The following is a 16448-nucleotide window of genomic DNA, read 5'->3' as shown; positions in this document are numbered from 1 at the left end:
GTGTTTCTTGGCGGCGTGAAGAAACTATGCGCTGATCGGCCCCGACGATCAAGGCACGATTCGGTGACTCCCTTGTGTTCCAAGGGAGTTCACGCCGCCGACACCCTTACCCGATGGCGTCCCGAGACCGGTGCACCGCGTCCAGCAGCAACTGGGACACGTCGCGAACGGACACGTTCGCCCCGATTTCCTCGCTCTGACGCTGAACCAGGCCGTCGGTGACCATGACGCGGCAGAACGGACACGCCGTGGCGATGGTCTCGGCCCCGGTGGCCAGCGCCTCGTCCACGCGTTCCAGGTTGATGCGCTTGCCGATCCGCTCTTCCATCCACATGCGAGCGCCGCCGGCGCCACAACACATGGAACGGTCGCCGTGCCGGGGCATCTCGGTCAGCGCGGCGCCGGCGGCGGCCGCCAGCTCACGCGGCGGCTCGTAGACCTTGTTGTGCCGCCCCAGATAACACGGGTCGTGGAAGGTGACCGGCTGCCCGGCGCCGGCCGGCTGGATCGGGGTGAGCTTGCGCTCCCGTACCAACCGGTTCAGCAACTGCGTGTGGTGCACGACCTCGTAGTTGCCCTCCAGCTGCGGGTACTCGCGGCCGAGTGTGTTCATGCAGTGTGGACAGGTGGTGACGATCTTGCGACGCCCGGGTTCACGCTCGCCGAACGTCTCGTTGAGCAGCCCGGCGGTCTCCTGGGCCAGCATCTGGAACAGGAACTCGTTGCCGGAGCGGCGAGCCGGGTCGCCGGTGCAGCGCTCGCGGTTGCCCAGCACGCCGTAGTTCACGCCGGCGATGTGCAGCAGCTCGGCGGTGGCCTGCACGGTGGCACGGGCCTTGTCGTCGAACGCGCCGGCGCAGCCGACCCAGAACAGCCACTCGGTCTCGTCGGGCAGCTCGCCGGTGATCACCGGCACCTCGAAGCCGAGGTCCTTGGCCCAGTCAAGGCGGGCGTTGTTGTTCTGCCCCCACGGATTGCCCTTGTTCTCCAGGCCGCGGAACAGCGCGCCGAGCTCGGTCGGGAACTCCGACTCGATCATCACCTGGTAGCGCCGCATGTCCACGATGTGGTCGACGTGCTCGATGTCCACCGGGCACTGCTCGACACAGGCCCCGCAGGTGGTGCACGACCACAGCACGTCCGGCTCGATCACGCCGCCCTCGGCGACCAGCGGCACCGGCTCGCCTTCCTGCTGCCCCAGCACATAAGGCGCGCGGTCGAAAAGGTGGTCCCGCAGGTCCATGATGACCATCTTGGGGGACAACGGCTTTCCGGTGTTCCAGGCCGGACACTGGGACTGGCAGCGGCCGCACTCGGTGCACGTGGCGAAGTCGAGCATGCCCTTCCACGTGAAGTCCTCGATCTTGCCGCGACCGAAGATGTCGTCGTCACCGGGATCGGTGAAGTCGACGGGCTTGCCGCCCGACTCCACCGGCAGCAGCGGGCCGAGCGCGTTGGGCAGCCGCTTGGTCGACACGTTCAGCGGGGCCACGAAGATGTGCAGGTGCTTGGAATGCACGACCAGCACCAGGAAGCCCATGATCACGGCGATGTTGCCGAGCAGGAACACCGTCTCGATGGCCGCGTTCACGCCCGCGCCAAGCGGCGCGAGGGCATGCGCGAGCAACCAGGTGGCGAACGGCCAGCCGCTGTCGCCGAACGGGAAGTGGCCGGTGTTGAACTGGCCGGCCCGGTACAGCAGCAGCGTCACCATCACGGCGGCGATCATGCCCAGCACCAGCCAGGCCGGCCCGGTGTGCGAGCCGTAGAACCGGGAGGCGCGCTCCTTGCGCTCGGGAGCGTTGCGCACCCGGATCACCGCGAAGGTCGCCAGCGCCACCAGCACGGCGACGGTGAAGAAGTCCTCGAGGAAGCCCAGCCACGGTTGCCGGCCGATCCACCAGAACGCGAAGTTCTCGTCGAACAGCGCCCCCCACGCCTCCACGATGGTGAAGATCAGGATGACGAAGCCCCAGAAGGTGAAGAAGTGGGCCAGGCCGGGCACCGACCACTTGAGCAGCTTGCGCTGGCCGAACACCTCACGCAGCTGGGCGGCGGCCCGCGCGCCGAGCCGGTCGGTCCGCCCGGAGGCGGGCTGGCCGGAACGGATGAGGTTGGCCAGCCAGAGCACCCGTCGGCCGGCGAGCGCCAGGCCGACGACGGTGATCAGCAGACCGAGGACGAGACGAACGATCAACGGGGCTCAGCTCCACTCCGGTCGGAACCAGCCGGCGTAGTACCGGCATGCCTTGCACGCGTAGCGCATCTTCCGCACCCGCCAGTGCCGCTGGTACAGCTCGAAGCCACGCCAGGGTGCGCTGTGCAGGCCGAGCTGGTCGTAGTGCCGCAACGACGAGCTCGTGTCGCCGTCGAACTGCTCGGTGGCCCAGCCCAGATGCGCGCGCCGCAACGCGACGCCGCAGTCGGGCAGCAGGTGCTCGTTGCAGAACCGGTGCAACAGGACCAGATCGGGCAGACCTCGCCCCGACGGGGAACTGTCGGGGTAGTCGACGACGACGTGGCCCGGATGGAACTCGCCGACGTCGTCGACGAGCACGGGAAGTCCACAGTAGACGCACGGGTGCCGAAAGCCCCGCCGAGCCGAGGACGCCGTTGTGATCAAGGCCACAGGCCGGATGTTACTGGTGAGTTGTGATACGCGCTACTCCCATCCGTAGGGGAATGAACGCGAACGGGGCGGCCGTTCGGCCGCCCCGGTTACGTCGAAGGAAGTAAAACCGCTGCTCAGTGGGCCCGCAGCGCCTCAAGTGCCTTGTCGGCGTGCACGGCCATCCGCAGCTCGCTCTTGATCGACAGGATCACCCGGCTGTCGGTGCCGATGACGAAGGTCTGACGGCGGGTCAGTACCGGCCCGAACCGCCGCCGCACGCCGAACTGGGTGGCGACCACGCCGTCCGGGTCGGACAGCAGCGGATAGTCGAACGAGTTGATCGCCGAGAACTCGCGCTGCTTGCCGACGGCGTCGGGGGAGATGCCGATCCGCTGCGCGCCGACCGCCTCGAACTCCGCGGCCAGGTCCCGGAAATGGCAGCTCTCGGCCGTGCAGCCGCCGGTCATCGCGGCCGGGTAGAAGAACAGCACGACCGGCCCCTTGGCCAGGTACTCCGACAGCCTGCGGGGCTCGCCGTGGTCGTCGAGCAGCTCGAAGTCCGCGACCACGTCGCCGTTGTTCATCGGGATCCCTCCGGTTTCGGCGGCAGCGGGAAGAAACCGCTGGTGCGCCGAACGTACTCGGCATAGCCGGGCCGCGATCCCATGGCCCGCTCGGTCAGCGCCTTGCCGGTGCCCCTGGTCAGGAAGAACGTCATCACCAGCGGCGACAACACGGTCAGCGCGCCGACCCAGTGCTGAGCGGCCATCAGGTACAGCCCCCACCACACGGTCGCGTCACCGAAGTAGTTGGGGTGCCGGGTGTAGCGCCACAGGCCCCGGTCCATGATCCGACCTTTGCCGGCCGGGTCGGCCTTGAACCGGGCCAGCTGCCAGTCGCCGACCGCCTCGAAGACGATGCCCACCAGCCACACCGCCGCGCCGATCCAGGTCAGCACGCCGGTGGCGCCCTCGTACTGGGCGGCCTGCACCGGCCAGGACACGAACCACATGATCACGCCCTGGACCAGGTAGATCTTGCGGAAGGCGTACCAGTGCGGGTTGCCGGTGGCCCGCTTCATCAGCGCCACGTAGCGGGGATCCTCGGGACGGCGGCCGTTGCGCAGCTGGATGTGGACGGCTAGTCGCAGTCCCCAGATCACGGTCAGCGCCGTCACCAGCCAGCCCGACCCGGAGACGATCAGCCCGACCACGGCGATCACCGCGAAGCCCAGGCCCCACACCGTGTCCACGCCGTCGTGACGGCCGCGGGCGACCGCGACGCCCAGCGCCACCAGCATCACCACCAGCACAGCGCCGGCGGTGATGCCCAGATTGACCAGCAGCCCGGCCACGTTCACGAGACCACCTCCCAGTTGCGGCGGGTCCGCGGCATGCCGCTGCCGCCGGTCGCGGTGGGCCGGACGGCCAGGATCTGGTCCACGCCCATCCGGTTCTCCTGGAACGCCAGCGCCCCGCCGGCGAAGTACAGCCGCCACACCCGCAGCTGCCCTTCACCGACCAGCGCGGTCAGCTCGGCCGCCCGCTTCTCCAGGGTGTCCGCCCAGGCGTCGACCGTCCATACGTAGTGCTCGCGCATCGCCTCGACGTCCCGCACCTCGAGGCCGGCCTGCTCCAGCATGGCGATGGTCTCGCCGACCGGCCGCATGTGCATGTCGGGGGCCACGTAGCGTTCGATGAACGAGCCGCCGCCGGGGGCCTTCGGCGCGCTCGCCACCCGTGACATCTGCTGGAGCAGCAGCCGCCCTTCGGGCTTGAGCAGCCGGCACAGCTGCGCCGCGTACGTCGGGTAGTTGCCGAGGCCGACGTGCTCACCCATCTCGATGGTCCCGATGGCGTCGAAGCCGGTGTCGGGGATGTCCCGGTAGTCCTGGAGCCGCACGTCGACCTGGTCCTCCAGCCCGCGCTCGGCGATACGGGCCCGGATGAAGTCGCGCTGCTGGGCCGCCAGCGTCACCCCGGTCGCGTGCACGCCGTAGTACGTGGCGGCGTGCAGGATCAGCGAGCCCCACCCGCAGCCGACGTCCAGCAGCCGCATGCCCGGCTTGAGGTCGAGTTTGCGGCAGACCAGATCCAGCTTGTCCCGCTGCGCGTCCTCGACCGTGTAGTCCGGAGCGTCGGACGTCCAGTAGCCGCAGGAGTAGGCCATGTTCGGGTCGAGCAGCGTCCGGTAGAACTCGTTGGACAGGTCGTAGTGGTGGGCGATGGCGTCCCGGTCGCGGGACTTGGTGTGCTCGGCCCCGGACAGCCGCGCCTCCTCGGGCGGCGGCGCCGGCCGCGTGCCGATCACGCCCAGCTTCAGCGCCTGCCGCACGGCATGCAGGCGGTCGGCCGACGAAAGTTTCACCTTTCCGAGCCCCTCGCGCCGGGCCAGTCCCCAGAACCGGGACAGCCCGTCACGAAGATCGCCTTCGACGTCCAGCTCGCCGGAAACGTAGGCGCGGGCCAGCCCCAGCTCGTTCGGGTCCCACAGCAGCCGGCGCAAGGCCCGCCGCGAGCGGATCACCACCGTCGGGGCATCGGCCGGGCCGGCCACGCTGCCGTCCCACGCCCGTAGCCGCACCGGCAGGTCGACGCCGAGAAACCGGCGCACCAGCGCCGCCAGGGTCTGGGCGATTGTCACATTGGCCCCTTCTGTCACGAGTGGTGTTCGCGCGGGACCGCCGACCGGTTCGGGTCAGGGCGTGACGAGATGGTCCACCAGCAGGTTCAACGCCGGCAGTGCGTCGGCGACGGCCGCCCTGGCCTGCGGCGGGAGCTGGTCGAGGGCGGCGGAGATGCGCCGCTCGTGGGCCTGCTGCCACTCGGCCAGCTGGGTGCGGCCGGCCTCGGTGAGCGACACCCGGGCCACCCGCCGGTCGGTCGGGTCGCTGTCCCGGACGGCCAGGCCGCCCTCGACCAGCTGCTGGACCAGGCCGCTGACCGTGTTGGGGGCCAGCCGCTGCAACGAGGCCAGCTGGCCGATCTTGGCCGGGGCGTGGTCGGCCAGCGCCATCAGCAGCTCGACCTGGGCCATCGGCAGCGCTTCCCACGGGTAGTCGGTGCGGATGCTGGTGCGCAGGGCGCGACGCAGTCTGGTGACCACCTCGGTCAGGGTGCGCGCGTCGTTCGCGCTCGACGGGGCCTCGTGCTCGGGCGTGACCTGCGACATCGGTCAAGCGTATCGAGTGGTGACCCGGACCATAGGTCTCCGTCCCAAAAATATGTCGGTCACCGAGATAAAATCGGCGCGTGGACACCGCGCTGCTCCGCCGCCTCGGCGCCGAACCGGCCCGTCCCCGTGCCGTCGCCGGCTGGCCACACGCCCACTGGCTGGCCGTGGCGGCGGTCTGCCTCGGCGCCTTCATGGGGCAGCTCGACGCCAGCATCGTCACCCTCACGTTTCCGGCCCTGAGCAGGGAATTCGGTGCCTCGCTGGCCGGCGTGCAGTGGGTGTCGCTCAGCTACCTGCTCACCTTGGTCGCGCTGCTGCTGCCGGTCGGCCGGCTGGCCGACGCCGCCGGGCGCAAGCTGCTCTACCTGTACGGCTTCGTCGTCTTCACGGCCGCGTCGGCGGCATGTGGGTTCGCCGACTCGCTGCCGCTGCTGGTCGGGCTGCGCGTCGTGCAGGCCGTCGGCGCGGCCATGTTGCAGGCCAACAGCGTCGCCCTCGTGACGACCAGCTCGCCGCGGCGCAGGCTGCGGGCGGCTCTCGGCGTGCAGGCGGCGGCCCAGGCCGTGGGGTTGGCGCTGGGGCCGACGCTGGGCGGCGTGCTGGTGTCCGGGCTCGGCTGGCAGTGGGTGTTCTGGGTCAACGTCCCCTTCGGACTGCTCGGTATCGCGGCCGGCTGGTATTTGTTGCCGCGTACCCGGCAGCGCACCGAGATGCGCTCCGTCGACTGGCCGGGCGTCGCACTTTTGGGCACTTCTTCGACCGCGCTGCTGCTCGGCCTTTCGGCGCTGTCCGGATTGGACGCGCCGCTCTGGCTGGTAGTAATCCTTTTCTCGACCGGCGTCGGAGCGGCTGTCGGTTTTGTCCTGAGGGAGCGTCGGGCGGCCGCCCCGATGGTCGACCTCAATTTGTTGCGGAATCCCATGATCGCGAGTGGTCTACTCGCCGCGCTGCTCGGATATCTCGTCCTGTTCGGGCCGCTGGTCGTAATACCGATACTCGGCGGTTCCGTTGTTCGAGCCGGCCTGGTGCTGACCAGCCTTCCGGTCGGCTTCGCCCTCGCTGCGACGTTCGGCGGCAACCGGTGGCCGGATCGGCGCCGAGCGACGGTGGGCGGTATGCTCGCCGCCGCCGCGCTGATTCCGTTGTGTCTACTGCCATTGACCGATCCGGTGCTGTCCACCTCGTTGGCCGTGCTCGGTATCGGACTCGGGCTTTTCACGCCGGCCAACAACGCCACCGTGATGGCGGCGATTCCGGCCGCCTGCTCCGGTGTCGGCGGCGGTTTGGTGAACATGGCTCGTGGCCTGGGCACCACTCTCGGTGTCGCTTCCGTGACGCTGGCAATGCACGGGGCAGGCCCGCGCGCGGCCATGATCGTGTTAGTTGTCGCCGCACTCTGTCTGGTGATTGTTTCCCGGCGACAGCCGGCTTGACGGGCGTAAGGCCGAGGTAGTGAACTACCGCACCTAAGCCAATTCACTGTGGAGGCATAACGGATGCGCACCGTCGTCGCCGTAGCCGGTTGTGCACTCGTGCTTGTCGCCTCCGCCTGCGGCAGCACCGGTTCCAACAGCGCTGCCACCGGACCCGCGACAAACACCGCCAAGCCCAAGGTCGGCGTGATCCTGCCGGACACGACCACCTCCGCCCGTTGGGAGGACTCGGACAAGCCACTGCTCACATCCCAGCTCAGCTTCGCCGGCATCCAGCCGGACATCCAGAACGCGCAGGGCGACGAGAAGCGCTTCGAGTCGCTGGCCGACAAGATGATCGCCGAGAAGGTGAACGTCCTGATGATCACCCCGCTGTCCTCGGACGGCGGCGCGGTGGTGGAGAAGAAGGCGAAGGCGGCCGGAATTCCGGTCATCGACTACGACCGGATCAGCCTCGGCGGCACGGCCGAGTACTACGTCTCGTTCAACAACCTCGCGGTCGGCCAGCTCCAGGCCGACGGCCTGCTGCAGTGCCTCGGCGCCAAGTCGGGGGCGCAGATCATCGAGATCGAGGGCGCGCCGACCGACAACAACGCCACCCAGTTCCACGACGGCCACGAGCAGGTGCTCAAGCAGCGCTACGACTCGGGCCAGCTGCGCCTGGTGGCCAGCAAGGGCATCGACAAGTGGTCCCCGGACACCGCCGCCGCCACCTTCACCAGCCTGCTGGACGGCAACGGTGGCAAGGTCGACGGCGTGCTCGCCGCCAATGACGGCATGGCCGCCAGCATCGAGGCCGTGCTCAAGCAGCGCAACATGAGCTCCGTGCCGGTGACCGGCCAGGACGCCACGCTCGACGGCCTCAAGTCGGTGCTGCGCGGCACCCAGTGCATGACCGTGTACAAGCCGATCGACATCGAGGCGGAGGCCGCCGCGCGGCTGGCCATCGCACTGGCCACCGGTCGGCAGGGTGACGCGGACGATCTCGCCACCGGCAACACCAAGGACCCGAAGGGCAACCGCGACGTCAAGTCGGTGCTGCTCGGACCACAGTCCATCAGCAAGATCGACGTGCAGGGCCTGGTGGCCAAGGGAGTCGTCAAGACCGACGACCTCTGCGGCGGCGACATGCGCAACGCGTGCATCAACGCGGGCATCCCCGTCCCCGGGCAGTAGCGGCGACCATCGGCCGGCCCTCGTCCCCACCGGGGCGGGGGCCGGACGCGTGAATGGGGCCGGTACCTCCCGTGAGCGCCAATCCGCTGGCGCCGTGGCGCGAGGCGACGATCTCGGCCGCGATGGACACCGCGGTCTCCTCGGGTGTGCTGGCGCCGAGGTCGAGCCCGATCGGGGCGCGAAGCGAGGCCAGCTCACGGCCGGTCAGGCCGACCTCACGCAGCCTTTCCAGGCGTTGTGCGTTGGTGCGTCGGGAACCCAGCGCGCCGACGAAGGCCAGCGGGCGGCGCAGTGCGTCGGCCAGCAGCGGCACGTCGAACTTCTCGTCGTGGGTGAGCACGCAGACCACCGTGCGGGCGTCGGTCGCCGTGCGGGCCAGATGCCGGTGCGGCCAGTCGACGATCACCTCGTCGGCGTCGGGGAACCGGGCCTTGGTGGCGAATACCGGGCGGGCATCGCAGACCGTCACGTGATAGCCCAGGAATCGGCCCATTCTCGCCAGTGCGGCGGCGTAGTCGATGGCCCCGTAGACCAGCATGCGGGGCGGCGGCGACCAGGGCTCGACGAACAGCTCCAGTCCGTCGAACCACTGCCGGCCGGTAGCGGTGGCGTGCCGGACCAGTTCGGGGTCGACGATGCGGTCGCCCACCACACGGTCGGCGAACACGGCCATGCCCTGGCCCAGCGCCGACTCCGGCCCGCCGACCACCCGGACCAGCACCACCGGCTCGGGATCGGCGGCCAGCGCGGCGGCGATGGCCGGGGTGGTGGGCTGCACGAACACTTCCAGCTCGCCGCCGCAGGTGAGGCCGACAGCGAACGCGTCGTCGTCGGAGTAGCCGAAACGTTGCCGTTGCGGCAATCCCGTGGCGAGTGCCTCCTGGGCCAGCTCGTACACGGCCCCTTCCACGCAACCGCCGGAGACGCTGCCGAACGCCTCGCCGTCCGCGGTGACCGCCAGCGCCGAGCCCAGCCCGCGCGGCGCGCTCCCGCTGACCGCGATCACGCTGGCCACGGCGAAGTGTTGTCCGGACAGCGTCACGGCTAGTTCCCTCATCGGGCTAGCTCCCTCATCGTGCCAGTGCCTCGATCCCGGCGATGCCGAAGTACGCGACGAAGATCGCGGCGATGACCGCGACCAGCCAGTGCACCTCACGCCACTGGCCCTTGCCCAGCTTGACCACCACGTAGCTGACGATGCCGGCGCCGACCCCGTTGGTGATCGAGTAGGTGAACGGCACGATGGCCATGGTCAGGAACACCGGGATGGTGAAGTCGGTGTCCTGGAACGGAATGTGCCGGCACTGGGCCATCATGATGCCGCCGATCACGACCAGCGCCGGCGCGGCGGCCTGCGCCGGCACGATGCCGGCGATCGGCGTGACGAGCATGGTCGCGCCCAGCAGTGCCCCGGTGACCACGCTGGCCAGACCGCTGCGAGCGCCCTCGCCGACACCGGCCGCCGACTCCAGGAACACGGTGTTGGGCGCGGAACCCGTGCCACCGCCGACGATCGCGCCGATGCCGTCGACCAGCAGGATCTTGCCCATGCCGGTGACCTTGCCGTTCCTGGTCATGCCGGCCTCGTGGCAGACGCTGGTGATCGTGCCCATGGCGTCGAAGAAACCGCTCAGCACCAAGGTGAACAGGAACACCGTGGCGGTGATCGCGCCGGCCGAGGCGAAGCCGCCGAACAGGTCGACGTGGCCGAACAGGGCGAAGTCGGGCGCGGCGACCAGGTTCGACGGCAGTTTCGGGGTGACCAGGCCCCAGTCCGCACCGGGCCACAGCGCGTTGGCGATCACCGCGATGACCGTGGCGACCACAATGCTGATCAGCACCGCGCCGGGCACCGCCCGGGCCAACAGCACGATCATCAGCAGCAGGCCGACCGCGAACACCACCATCGGCCAGCCGACCAGGTGCCCGTTTTCGCCCATCCGCACCGGGACGGTAGAGTGGGCGGAGTCCGGGGTCCTGGTCACGAAGCCGGCCGAGACCAGGCCGACCAGGGCGATGTAGAGGCCGATGCCGACCGAGATGGCGGTCTTCAGCGCCGCCGGGATCGCGTTCATGATGCGTTCCCGGATGCCGGAGACGGCCAGCACGACGATGCAGACCCCTTCCAGCACGACGAGTCCGAACGCCTGGGCCCAGGTCATGGTCGGGGCCAGCTGGAACGCGACGATGCCGTTCACGCCGAGACCGGCGGCCAGGGCCAGCGGAGCGTTGCCGACCAGTCCCATGAGGACGGTCATCACACCCGCGGCCAGCGCGGTGGCGGTGGTGACTTCGGTGACGGTCAGCCGTGCGCCGGTGATGTCGGCGGAAGCGCCTAATATCAACGGGTTGAGCAACACGATGTAGGCCATCGCGACGAACGTGGTGACGCCGCCGCGAACCTCGCGGGCGACGGTGGTGCCGCGTTCGGCAAGCCGGAAACGTCGTTCCAACAGGGCAGTTGTCGGGCGGCGGTCGCGCAACTGGGTCATGACGTACTCCCATGCCGGTGGGCGCGCGCGGAACCAGGCCGCCCCGATGCGTTGGGGGAACGGCCTGATTCGGCGGGCGTTTAAGCGGAGGTGCTCCGGTCAGCACGCGCGGCGAGGATCAGTACTCGACGCGGTCGGTGCGGGAAAGCCACGCGGAGAACGGGGTGTCGTGCTCGGCGGTCTTGACGTGCAGCACGGGGATCGGCCACGTCTGCTTGGGCTGTTCGAACAGGTCGTAGAAGGCGCGGTCGTCGAAGCCGGCGTCGGCGGCGTTGTGCCGGTCGGCGGCGAAGACCACCCGGTCCAGCCGGGCCCACAGCGATGCGGCCAGGCACAGCGGGCATGGCTCGCACGAGGAGAGCAGCACGCAGCCGGTGAGGCGGAAGTCGCCGATGCGTTGGCACGCCTCGCGAATCGCCACCACCTCGGCGTGCGCGGTCGGGTCGAGCGTGGGCACGACCCGGTTCACGCCGGTGGCGATCAGCTCGTCGCCGCGCACGATGACGGCGCCGAACGGGCCGCCACCGGTGGCGACGTTGGCGGCCGCCAGCCTGACGGCCTCGTCGAGCCACGCCTGGTCGGTGGCGGCTGTCGTCGTCATCGGGGGATCTCCCCATCTGTCAGGTGGGTGGGCGGGTCGGAAATGGGCGCTGTCGTAAGGTGTTCCGGCCGCACCGGAACTCGGTTGAGCGCCAGGCCGGTGGCGGCGCGGATGGCTGCGACCACTGCCGGCGTCGACGAGATCGTGGGCGGTTCGCCCACCCCGCGCAGCCCGTACGGGGCGTGCGGGTCGGCCAGCTCGAGCACGTCCACCGGCATCGGCGGGGTGTCGAGCACGGTCGGGATCAGGTAGTCGGTGAACGACGGATTGCGGACCTTTCCGCCTGCCACCTGGATTTCCTCCATGACGGCCAGGCCGAGGCCCTGCGTGCTGCCGCCATGGATCTGGCCCAGCACGGCCTGCGGGTTCATCGCCTTGCCGACATCCTGCGCGCAGGCCAGTTCGACCACCTTGACCAGCCCGAGGTCGACGTCCACGTCGACGACGGCCCGGTGCGCGGCGAAGCCGTACTGCACATGCGCGAACCCTTGCCCGGTCTCGGGATCCAGTCCGGTGGTCGGCCGGTGCCGCCACTCGACGGTCTCCTCGATCACGTCATTGCCCAGCACGGCAACGATGTCCTCGGTGGTGAGCTCGGATCGGGGTTCGCCGAAGCGGGCCACGGCCCGCTTGAGCAGCTTCTCCCGGACGGCCTCGCACGCCGCCTTGACCGCGCCGCCGGTGACGTAGGTCTGGCGGGAGGCCGAGGTGGAGCCGCCGTTTCCGACGGTGGTGTCGGCCGGGTGCACGGTGACCTGGTCGATGCCCAGCTCGGTGCGGACGATCTGCTGCTGGATGGTGACCAACCCCTGTCCGACCTCGGCCGCGGCGGTGTGGATCACGGCCGCCGGCTCGCCGTTGATGACCTCCAGCCGGAGCCGGGCGGTGGAGTAGTCGTCGAAACCCTCGGAGAAGCAGATGTTCTTGATGCCGACCGCGTAGCCGACACCTCGGATCACGCCTTCGCCGTGGGTGGTGTTGGAGACGCCGCCGGGCATGGCCGTCAGGTCCAGCGGTCCATTGTGGACTTCCGGCAGCGGACGTTCCTTGATGAGGCGCAGGAGTTCGGCCACCGGCGCGGCCGAGTCGACGACCTGGCCGGTCGGCATGACGCTGCCTTCGCTCATGGCGTTGCGTACTCGCACCTCGACCGGGTCCATGCCCAGCGCCTCGGCGAGCTTGTCCATTTGCGACTCATAGGCGAAACCCGCTTGCACAGCACCGAATCCGCGCATGGCACCGCAGGGCGGGTTGTTCGTGTACGCGCCCCAGCAGTCGATCGTGACGTTGTCCACATTGTACGGACCGATGCCGAGCGTGGCGGCATTGGCCACCACCGCCGGCGTGCTGGACGCGTAAGCGCCGCCGTCGAGGTAGATGCGGCACCGCACGTACCGCAGCGTCCCATCGCGGTCGGCCCCGTGCTCATAGTACAGCTTCGCCGGATGCCGGTGCACGTGGCCGTAGAAGGATTCCTCGCGATTGTAGACCATCTTCACCGGCTTGCCGGTGTGCCGGGCCAGCAGGCACGCGTGCACCTGGATGGACAGGTCCTCGCGGCCGCCGAACGCGCCGCCGACGCCGGCCAGCGTCAGCCGCACCTTGTCGGTCGGCAGGTCCAGCGCGAAGCAGATCTGCTTCTGGTCCACGTGCAACCATTGCGTGGCCACGTAAAGGTCGACGCCGCCGTCCTCGGCCGGGACGGCCAGGCCGGACTCGGGGCCGAGGAAGGCCTGGTCCTGCATGCCGACCTCGTACACGCCGCTGACCACGACCTCGGCCGTCGCCTGCTGGTCGCCGCGCTCGATGTGCACCTTGCGGACTGTGTTGCCGCCAGGGTGCAGCAGCGGCGCCTCCGGCTTGACCGCTTCCTCGGCGTCGACGATCGGTGTCAGCACATCGAAGTCGACCTTGATCTTCTTCATCGCCCGCCGGGCCGTCTCCGGGTGGTCGGCGGCGACCAGGGCGATGGCCTCGCCGTGGTAGCGCACCACATCCACGGCCAGCACCGGCTGATCGGGGTGCTCAAGGCCGTACAGGTTCGTGCCGGGGACGTCCTCGTGGGTGAGGACCGCGTACACGCCGGGCACCTTCAGCGCCTCGGTGATGTCGACGCTGCGGATGCGAGCGTGCGGATGCGGGCTGCGAAGCGTTGCGCCCCAGACCATGTCCTCGTGCCACAGGTCCGACGAGTAGGCGAACTCGCCGCGCACCTTCAGCGTGCCGTCGGGACGCAGCGGGCTGTCGCCCACCCCGCCCCTGAAGTCCTGGTGGTGGATTCCCTGGTGGGGGAGGTCATCGCAGCACCTCCGCGGCGTTCTTCAGATCACGGGTGATGGATTCGACGTCGGCGGTGCGTAGTTCGCCGTCGGCGACGACACTGCGGCCGCCGACCAGCAGCCGGTCCACGGTCGGGGCGGAGCCCAGCGCCAACGCCGCGACCGGGTCGGCGATGCCGGCGTGATCCAGGTCGTCCAACCGCCACACGGCGAGGTCGGCGACCTTGCCCGGCTCGATGGAACCGATCTCGTGGTCGCGGCCGAGGCAGCGCGCGCCGCCCATGGTGGCCATCCACAGTGCCTCACGGATACTCAAAGCCGTTGCGCCGCCACGGAATCGGGCGACCAGCAGGGCCTGGCGGATTTCCTCGCCGAGGCCGCCGGACTCGTTGGACGCGGCCCCGTCGACACCGAGTCCGACCGGCGCGCCGGCATCAAGCAGCTGCCGCACCGGGGCCATGCCGGCCGCGATCCGACCGTTGGAGCTGGGGCAGTGCGCGGATCCGGTGCCGGTCTGGCCGAAGCGTTTGATCGCCTCGTCGGACAGGTGGATGGTGTGCGCCAGCCACACGTCGTCACCGAGCCAGCCGAGCTGCTCGGCGTACTGGGCCGGCGTGCAGCCGTTCTCGGCCAGGCACTGCTCTTCCTCGTCGATGGTCTCGGCCAGGTGCGTGTGCAGCCGGACGCCGTGCCGGCGGGCCAGCGCGGCGGCCTGCTCCATCAGCTCCCGGCTGACCGAGAACGGCGAGCAGGGGCCGACGGCGATGCGGATCAGGCCGAGCGGATCCGGGTCGTGGAAATCGTTGATGGCCTTTTCCGTGCCGAGCAAGGCCGCTTCGAGATCCTCGACGATGTTGTCCGGCGGCAGACCGCCCTGCGACTGCCCCCGGTCCATCGACCCACGTACGGCGTGCAGCCGCACGCCCAGCCGCTTCGCCTCGCCGACCAGCGCGCCGATCTGGTCGCCGCCGTTGTCGGGGAAGACGTAGTGGTGGTCGGCGATCGTCGTGCAGCCGGTCAGCGCCAGCTTGGCCATGCCGGCCGCGCCGGCCGCCCGGGTGACCTCCTCGGTCAGCCGGCCCCACACCGGGTAGAGCGTGGTCAGCCACTCGAAGAGCTCGGCGTCCTTGGCGTAGCCGCGAGTCGCCCACTGGTAGAGGTGGTGATGCGTGTTGACCAGGCCCGGCGTGACCAGGCGCCCCCGGGCGTCGATGAAGTCGTGGTTGTCGGCCGGTCGTTCGACCGGGCCGTTCCCGACCTTCTCGATCAGACCGTCGCGGATGACGATGTGGCCGCTGGCATGCTCGGTGCCGTTGGCGTCAACCGTCGCGATGGCCGCGTTGTCGATGACCGTGACGCTCATCGGGTGGCCGCCAGTCGCACGGCGTCCAGGATCTTCTCGTAACCGGTGCAGCGGCACAGGTTGCCGGCCAGCGCCTCGCGAATCTCCGGATCAGATGGGTTCGGCACCCGTTCGAGCAGGTCGTGAGCGGCGACCACCAGCCCCGGCGTGCAGAAGCCGCACTGCACCGCCCCTGCGTCCACAAAGGACTGCTGCACGCGGTCCAGGTGGTCACCCTCGGCCAGCCCTTCCACGGTCCGCACCTCGCGGCCCTCGGCCTGACCCGCCGCGACCAGGCAGGAGCAGGCCGGCACGCCGTCCAGGTACACCGTGCAGGACCCGCATTCGCCCTGCTCACAGGCATTCTTCGAGCCCGGGAGGCCGAGCCGTTCACGCAGCACGTAGAGCAGGCTCTCGCCCTCCCACACGTCGTCAGCCTGCCTGGCCTCCCCGTTGACCGTGACGTTCAGGCGCATCGCGCGTAGTCCTTCCATGCCCAGGTGAGCGTGCGGCGGGCCAGCACGGACAGCGCGTGCCGGCGGTAGGCGGCGGTGCCGCGGACGTCGTCGATCGGTGTGGCCGCGGCGGCGACCAGCTCACCGAAGCGCCGGGCCAGCCCGTCGGTCAGCGGCTTCGGCGAATCCCACGAAAGCTCCTCGGCGGCGAACCGCTCGGCCTCGACCGCGCGGATCGGCGTCGGCCCGGCGGACCCGATGCCCGCGCCGACCTTGTGGCCGTCCGGGTGCAGGGCCAGGCCGAACGAGCAGACCGCGATGACCATGGCGTTGCGCGTGCCGACCTTGCTGAACTGCTGCGGACCGCTGCCGGTCGGCAGGTGCACGGCGATGATCAGCTCGTCCGGCTCGAGCGCGTTGCGCTTCACGCCCCGGTAGAACTCGCCGATCGGGATCTTCCGCGTGCCCCTGACCGACGCCACCTCCACGATCGCGTCCGTGGCCAGCAGCACGGGGTGCGTGTCGCCGGCGGGGGAGGAGGCGCCGAGGTTGCCGCCGACCGTGCCGCGGTTGCGGATCTGCGGCGAGCCGACCGTGCGGGAGGCCATGGCCAGCCCCGGCAGGCGGTCGCCCAGCTCGGCGATGATCCGCGTGTAGGGCACGCCCGCGCCCAGCCGGGTGCCGCTCGTCATGACCGACCACTGCGCCAGCTCGTCGACCCGCGTGAGGTCCAGCAGCGCGGCCGGCCGGCGGTGGTCGAAGTTCAGCTCGACCATCACGTCGGTGCCGCCGGCGATCGGCACCGCGTCCGGCTGCGCCGCCTTGGCGGCCAGGGCCTCGGCCAGGGAGTTCGGTCGTAGGAATTCCACGTGACGTAGTACACAG

At 69.9% G+C, this 16448-nt stretch carries 15 protein-coding genes; 2 read left to right on the top strand and 13 right to left on the bottom strand.

Translation table 11 applies throughout. The features are described 5' to 3' along the window. Window positions 1–106 precede the first annotated feature (106 nt). The 6 genes from M3Q35_RS11740 to M3Q35_RS11715 all read right to left on the bottom strand — a co-directional run bounded on the left by M3Q35_RS11740 (window position 107) and on the right by M3Q35_RS11715 (window position 5782). Entirely contained in the window at window positions 107–2197 is a 2091-nt protein-coding gene (locus M3Q35_RS11740) for a (Fe-S)-binding protein (protein WP_273941721.1), read from the bottom strand. Between the two features lie 6 nt (window positions 2198–2203). Then, window positions 2204–2557 (bottom strand): hypothetical protein, encoded by a 354-nt coding sequence (locus M3Q35_RS11735; protein WP_273941720.1) that lies wholly within the window; start codon window positions 2555–2557, stop codon window positions 2204–2206. A gap of 188 nt (window positions 2558–2745) precedes the next feature. Beyond that, entirely contained in the window at window positions 2746–3195 is a 450-nt protein-coding gene (locus tag M3Q35_RS11730; protein WP_273941719.1) for a peroxiredoxin, read from the bottom strand. Continuing rightward, complete coding sequence (locus tag M3Q35_RS11725; protein ID WP_273944316.1) at window positions 3192–3911, bottom strand: DUF1295 domain-containing protein; 720 nt, start codon at window positions 3909–3911, stop codon at window positions 3192–3194. The genes M3Q35_RS11730 and M3Q35_RS11725 overlap by 4 nt, the downstream gene beginning before the upstream one ends. Window positions 3912–3967: 56 nt before the next feature. Then, window positions 3968–5254 carry an SAM-dependent methyltransferase gene (locus M3Q35_RS11720; protein ID WP_273941718.1) on the bottom strand — a complete coding sequence of 429 codons (1287 nt, stop codon included), beginning with the start codon at window positions 5252–5254 and terminating at the stop codon, window positions 3968–3970. A 54-nt stretch (window positions 5255–5308) separates the two neighbouring features. Next, window positions 5309–5782, bottom strand: a complete 474-nt coding sequence (locus M3Q35_RS11715; RefSeq protein ID WP_273941717.1) for a MarR family winged helix-turn-helix transcriptional regulator — start codon at window positions 5780–5782, stop codon at window positions 5309–5311. Window positions 5783–5862: 80 nt separating this feature from the next. On the opposite strand from M3Q35_RS11715, the gene M3Q35_RS11710 reads away from it, so the two are divergent. Beyond that, a complete protein-coding gene (locus tag M3Q35_RS11710) occupies window positions 5863–7218 on the top strand; it encodes an MFS transporter (protein WP_273941716.1) in 1356 nt (451 codons plus the stop codon). Window positions 7219–7281: 63 nt separating this feature from the next. After that, complete coding sequence (locus M3Q35_RS11705) at window positions 7282–8394, top strand: sugar ABC transporter substrate-binding protein (protein ID WP_273941715.1); 1113 nt, start codon at window positions 7282–7284, stop codon at window positions 8392–8394. Here the strand turns inward: M3Q35_RS11705 and M3Q35_RS11700 are convergent. From M3Q35_RS11700 to M3Q35_RS11670, 7 genes are all read right to left on the bottom strand, one after another. Then, window positions 8363–9451, bottom strand: coding sequence for an XdhC family protein (locus M3Q35_RS11700; protein WP_273941714.1), 1089 nt, complete (start codon window positions 9449–9451; stop codon window positions 8363–8365). The two genes, M3Q35_RS11705 and M3Q35_RS11700, sit on opposite strands and share 32 nt — an antisense overlap. A gap of 13 nt (window positions 9452–9464) precedes the next feature. Further along, the gene (locus M3Q35_RS11695; protein WP_273941713.1) at window positions 9465–10886 is read right to left on the bottom strand and encodes an NCS2 family permease; all 1422 of its coding nucleotides are present in this window, start codon (window positions 10884–10886) and stop codon (window positions 9465–9467) included. Between the two features lie 118 nt (window positions 10887–11004). After that, the gene (locus tag M3Q35_RS11690; RefSeq protein ID WP_273941712.1) at window positions 11005–11487 is read right to left on the bottom strand and encodes a nucleoside deaminase; all 483 of its coding nucleotides are present in this window, start codon (window positions 11485–11487) and stop codon (window positions 11005–11007) included. Further along, complete coding sequence (gene pucD, locus M3Q35_RS11685; protein ID WP_273941711.1) at window positions 11484–13739, bottom strand: xanthine dehydrogenase subunit D; 2256 nt, start codon at window positions 13737–13739, stop codon at window positions 11484–11486. The genes M3Q35_RS11690 and pucD overlap by 4 nt, the downstream gene beginning before the upstream one ends. A gap of 43 nt (window positions 13740–13782) precedes the next feature. Further along, on the bottom strand, window positions 13783–15129 hold the full coding sequence (locus tag M3Q35_RS11680) for an 8-oxoguanine deaminase (protein ID WP_273941710.1): 1347 nt from the start codon (window positions 15127–15129) through the stop codon (window positions 13783–13785). After that, window positions 15126–15584: a (2Fe-2S)-binding protein gene (locus tag M3Q35_RS11675; protein ID WP_273941709.1), complete on the bottom strand. Its 459-nt coding sequence runs from the start codon at window positions 15582–15584 to the stop codon at window positions 15126–15128. The genes M3Q35_RS11680 and M3Q35_RS11675 overlap by 4 nt, the downstream gene beginning before the upstream one ends. Continuing rightward, complete coding sequence (locus tag M3Q35_RS11670; protein ID WP_273941708.1) at window positions 15575–16432, bottom strand: FAD binding domain-containing protein; 858 nt, start codon at window positions 16430–16432, stop codon at window positions 15575–15577. Before M3Q35_RS11670 ends, M3Q35_RS11675 begins: the two co-directional genes overlap by 10 nt. Window positions 16433–16448 lie beyond the last annotated feature (16 nt).

This window comes from Kutzneria chonburiensis (genome assembly GCF_028622115.1).
GTDB classification, from domain to species: Bacteria; Actinomycetota; Actinomycetes; order Mycobacteriales; family Pseudonocardiaceae; genus Kutzneria; species Kutzneria chonburiensis.
The sequence above is the reverse complement of the archived record's forward strand: the minus strand, read 5'-3'. Positions and strand labels throughout refer to the sequence as shown.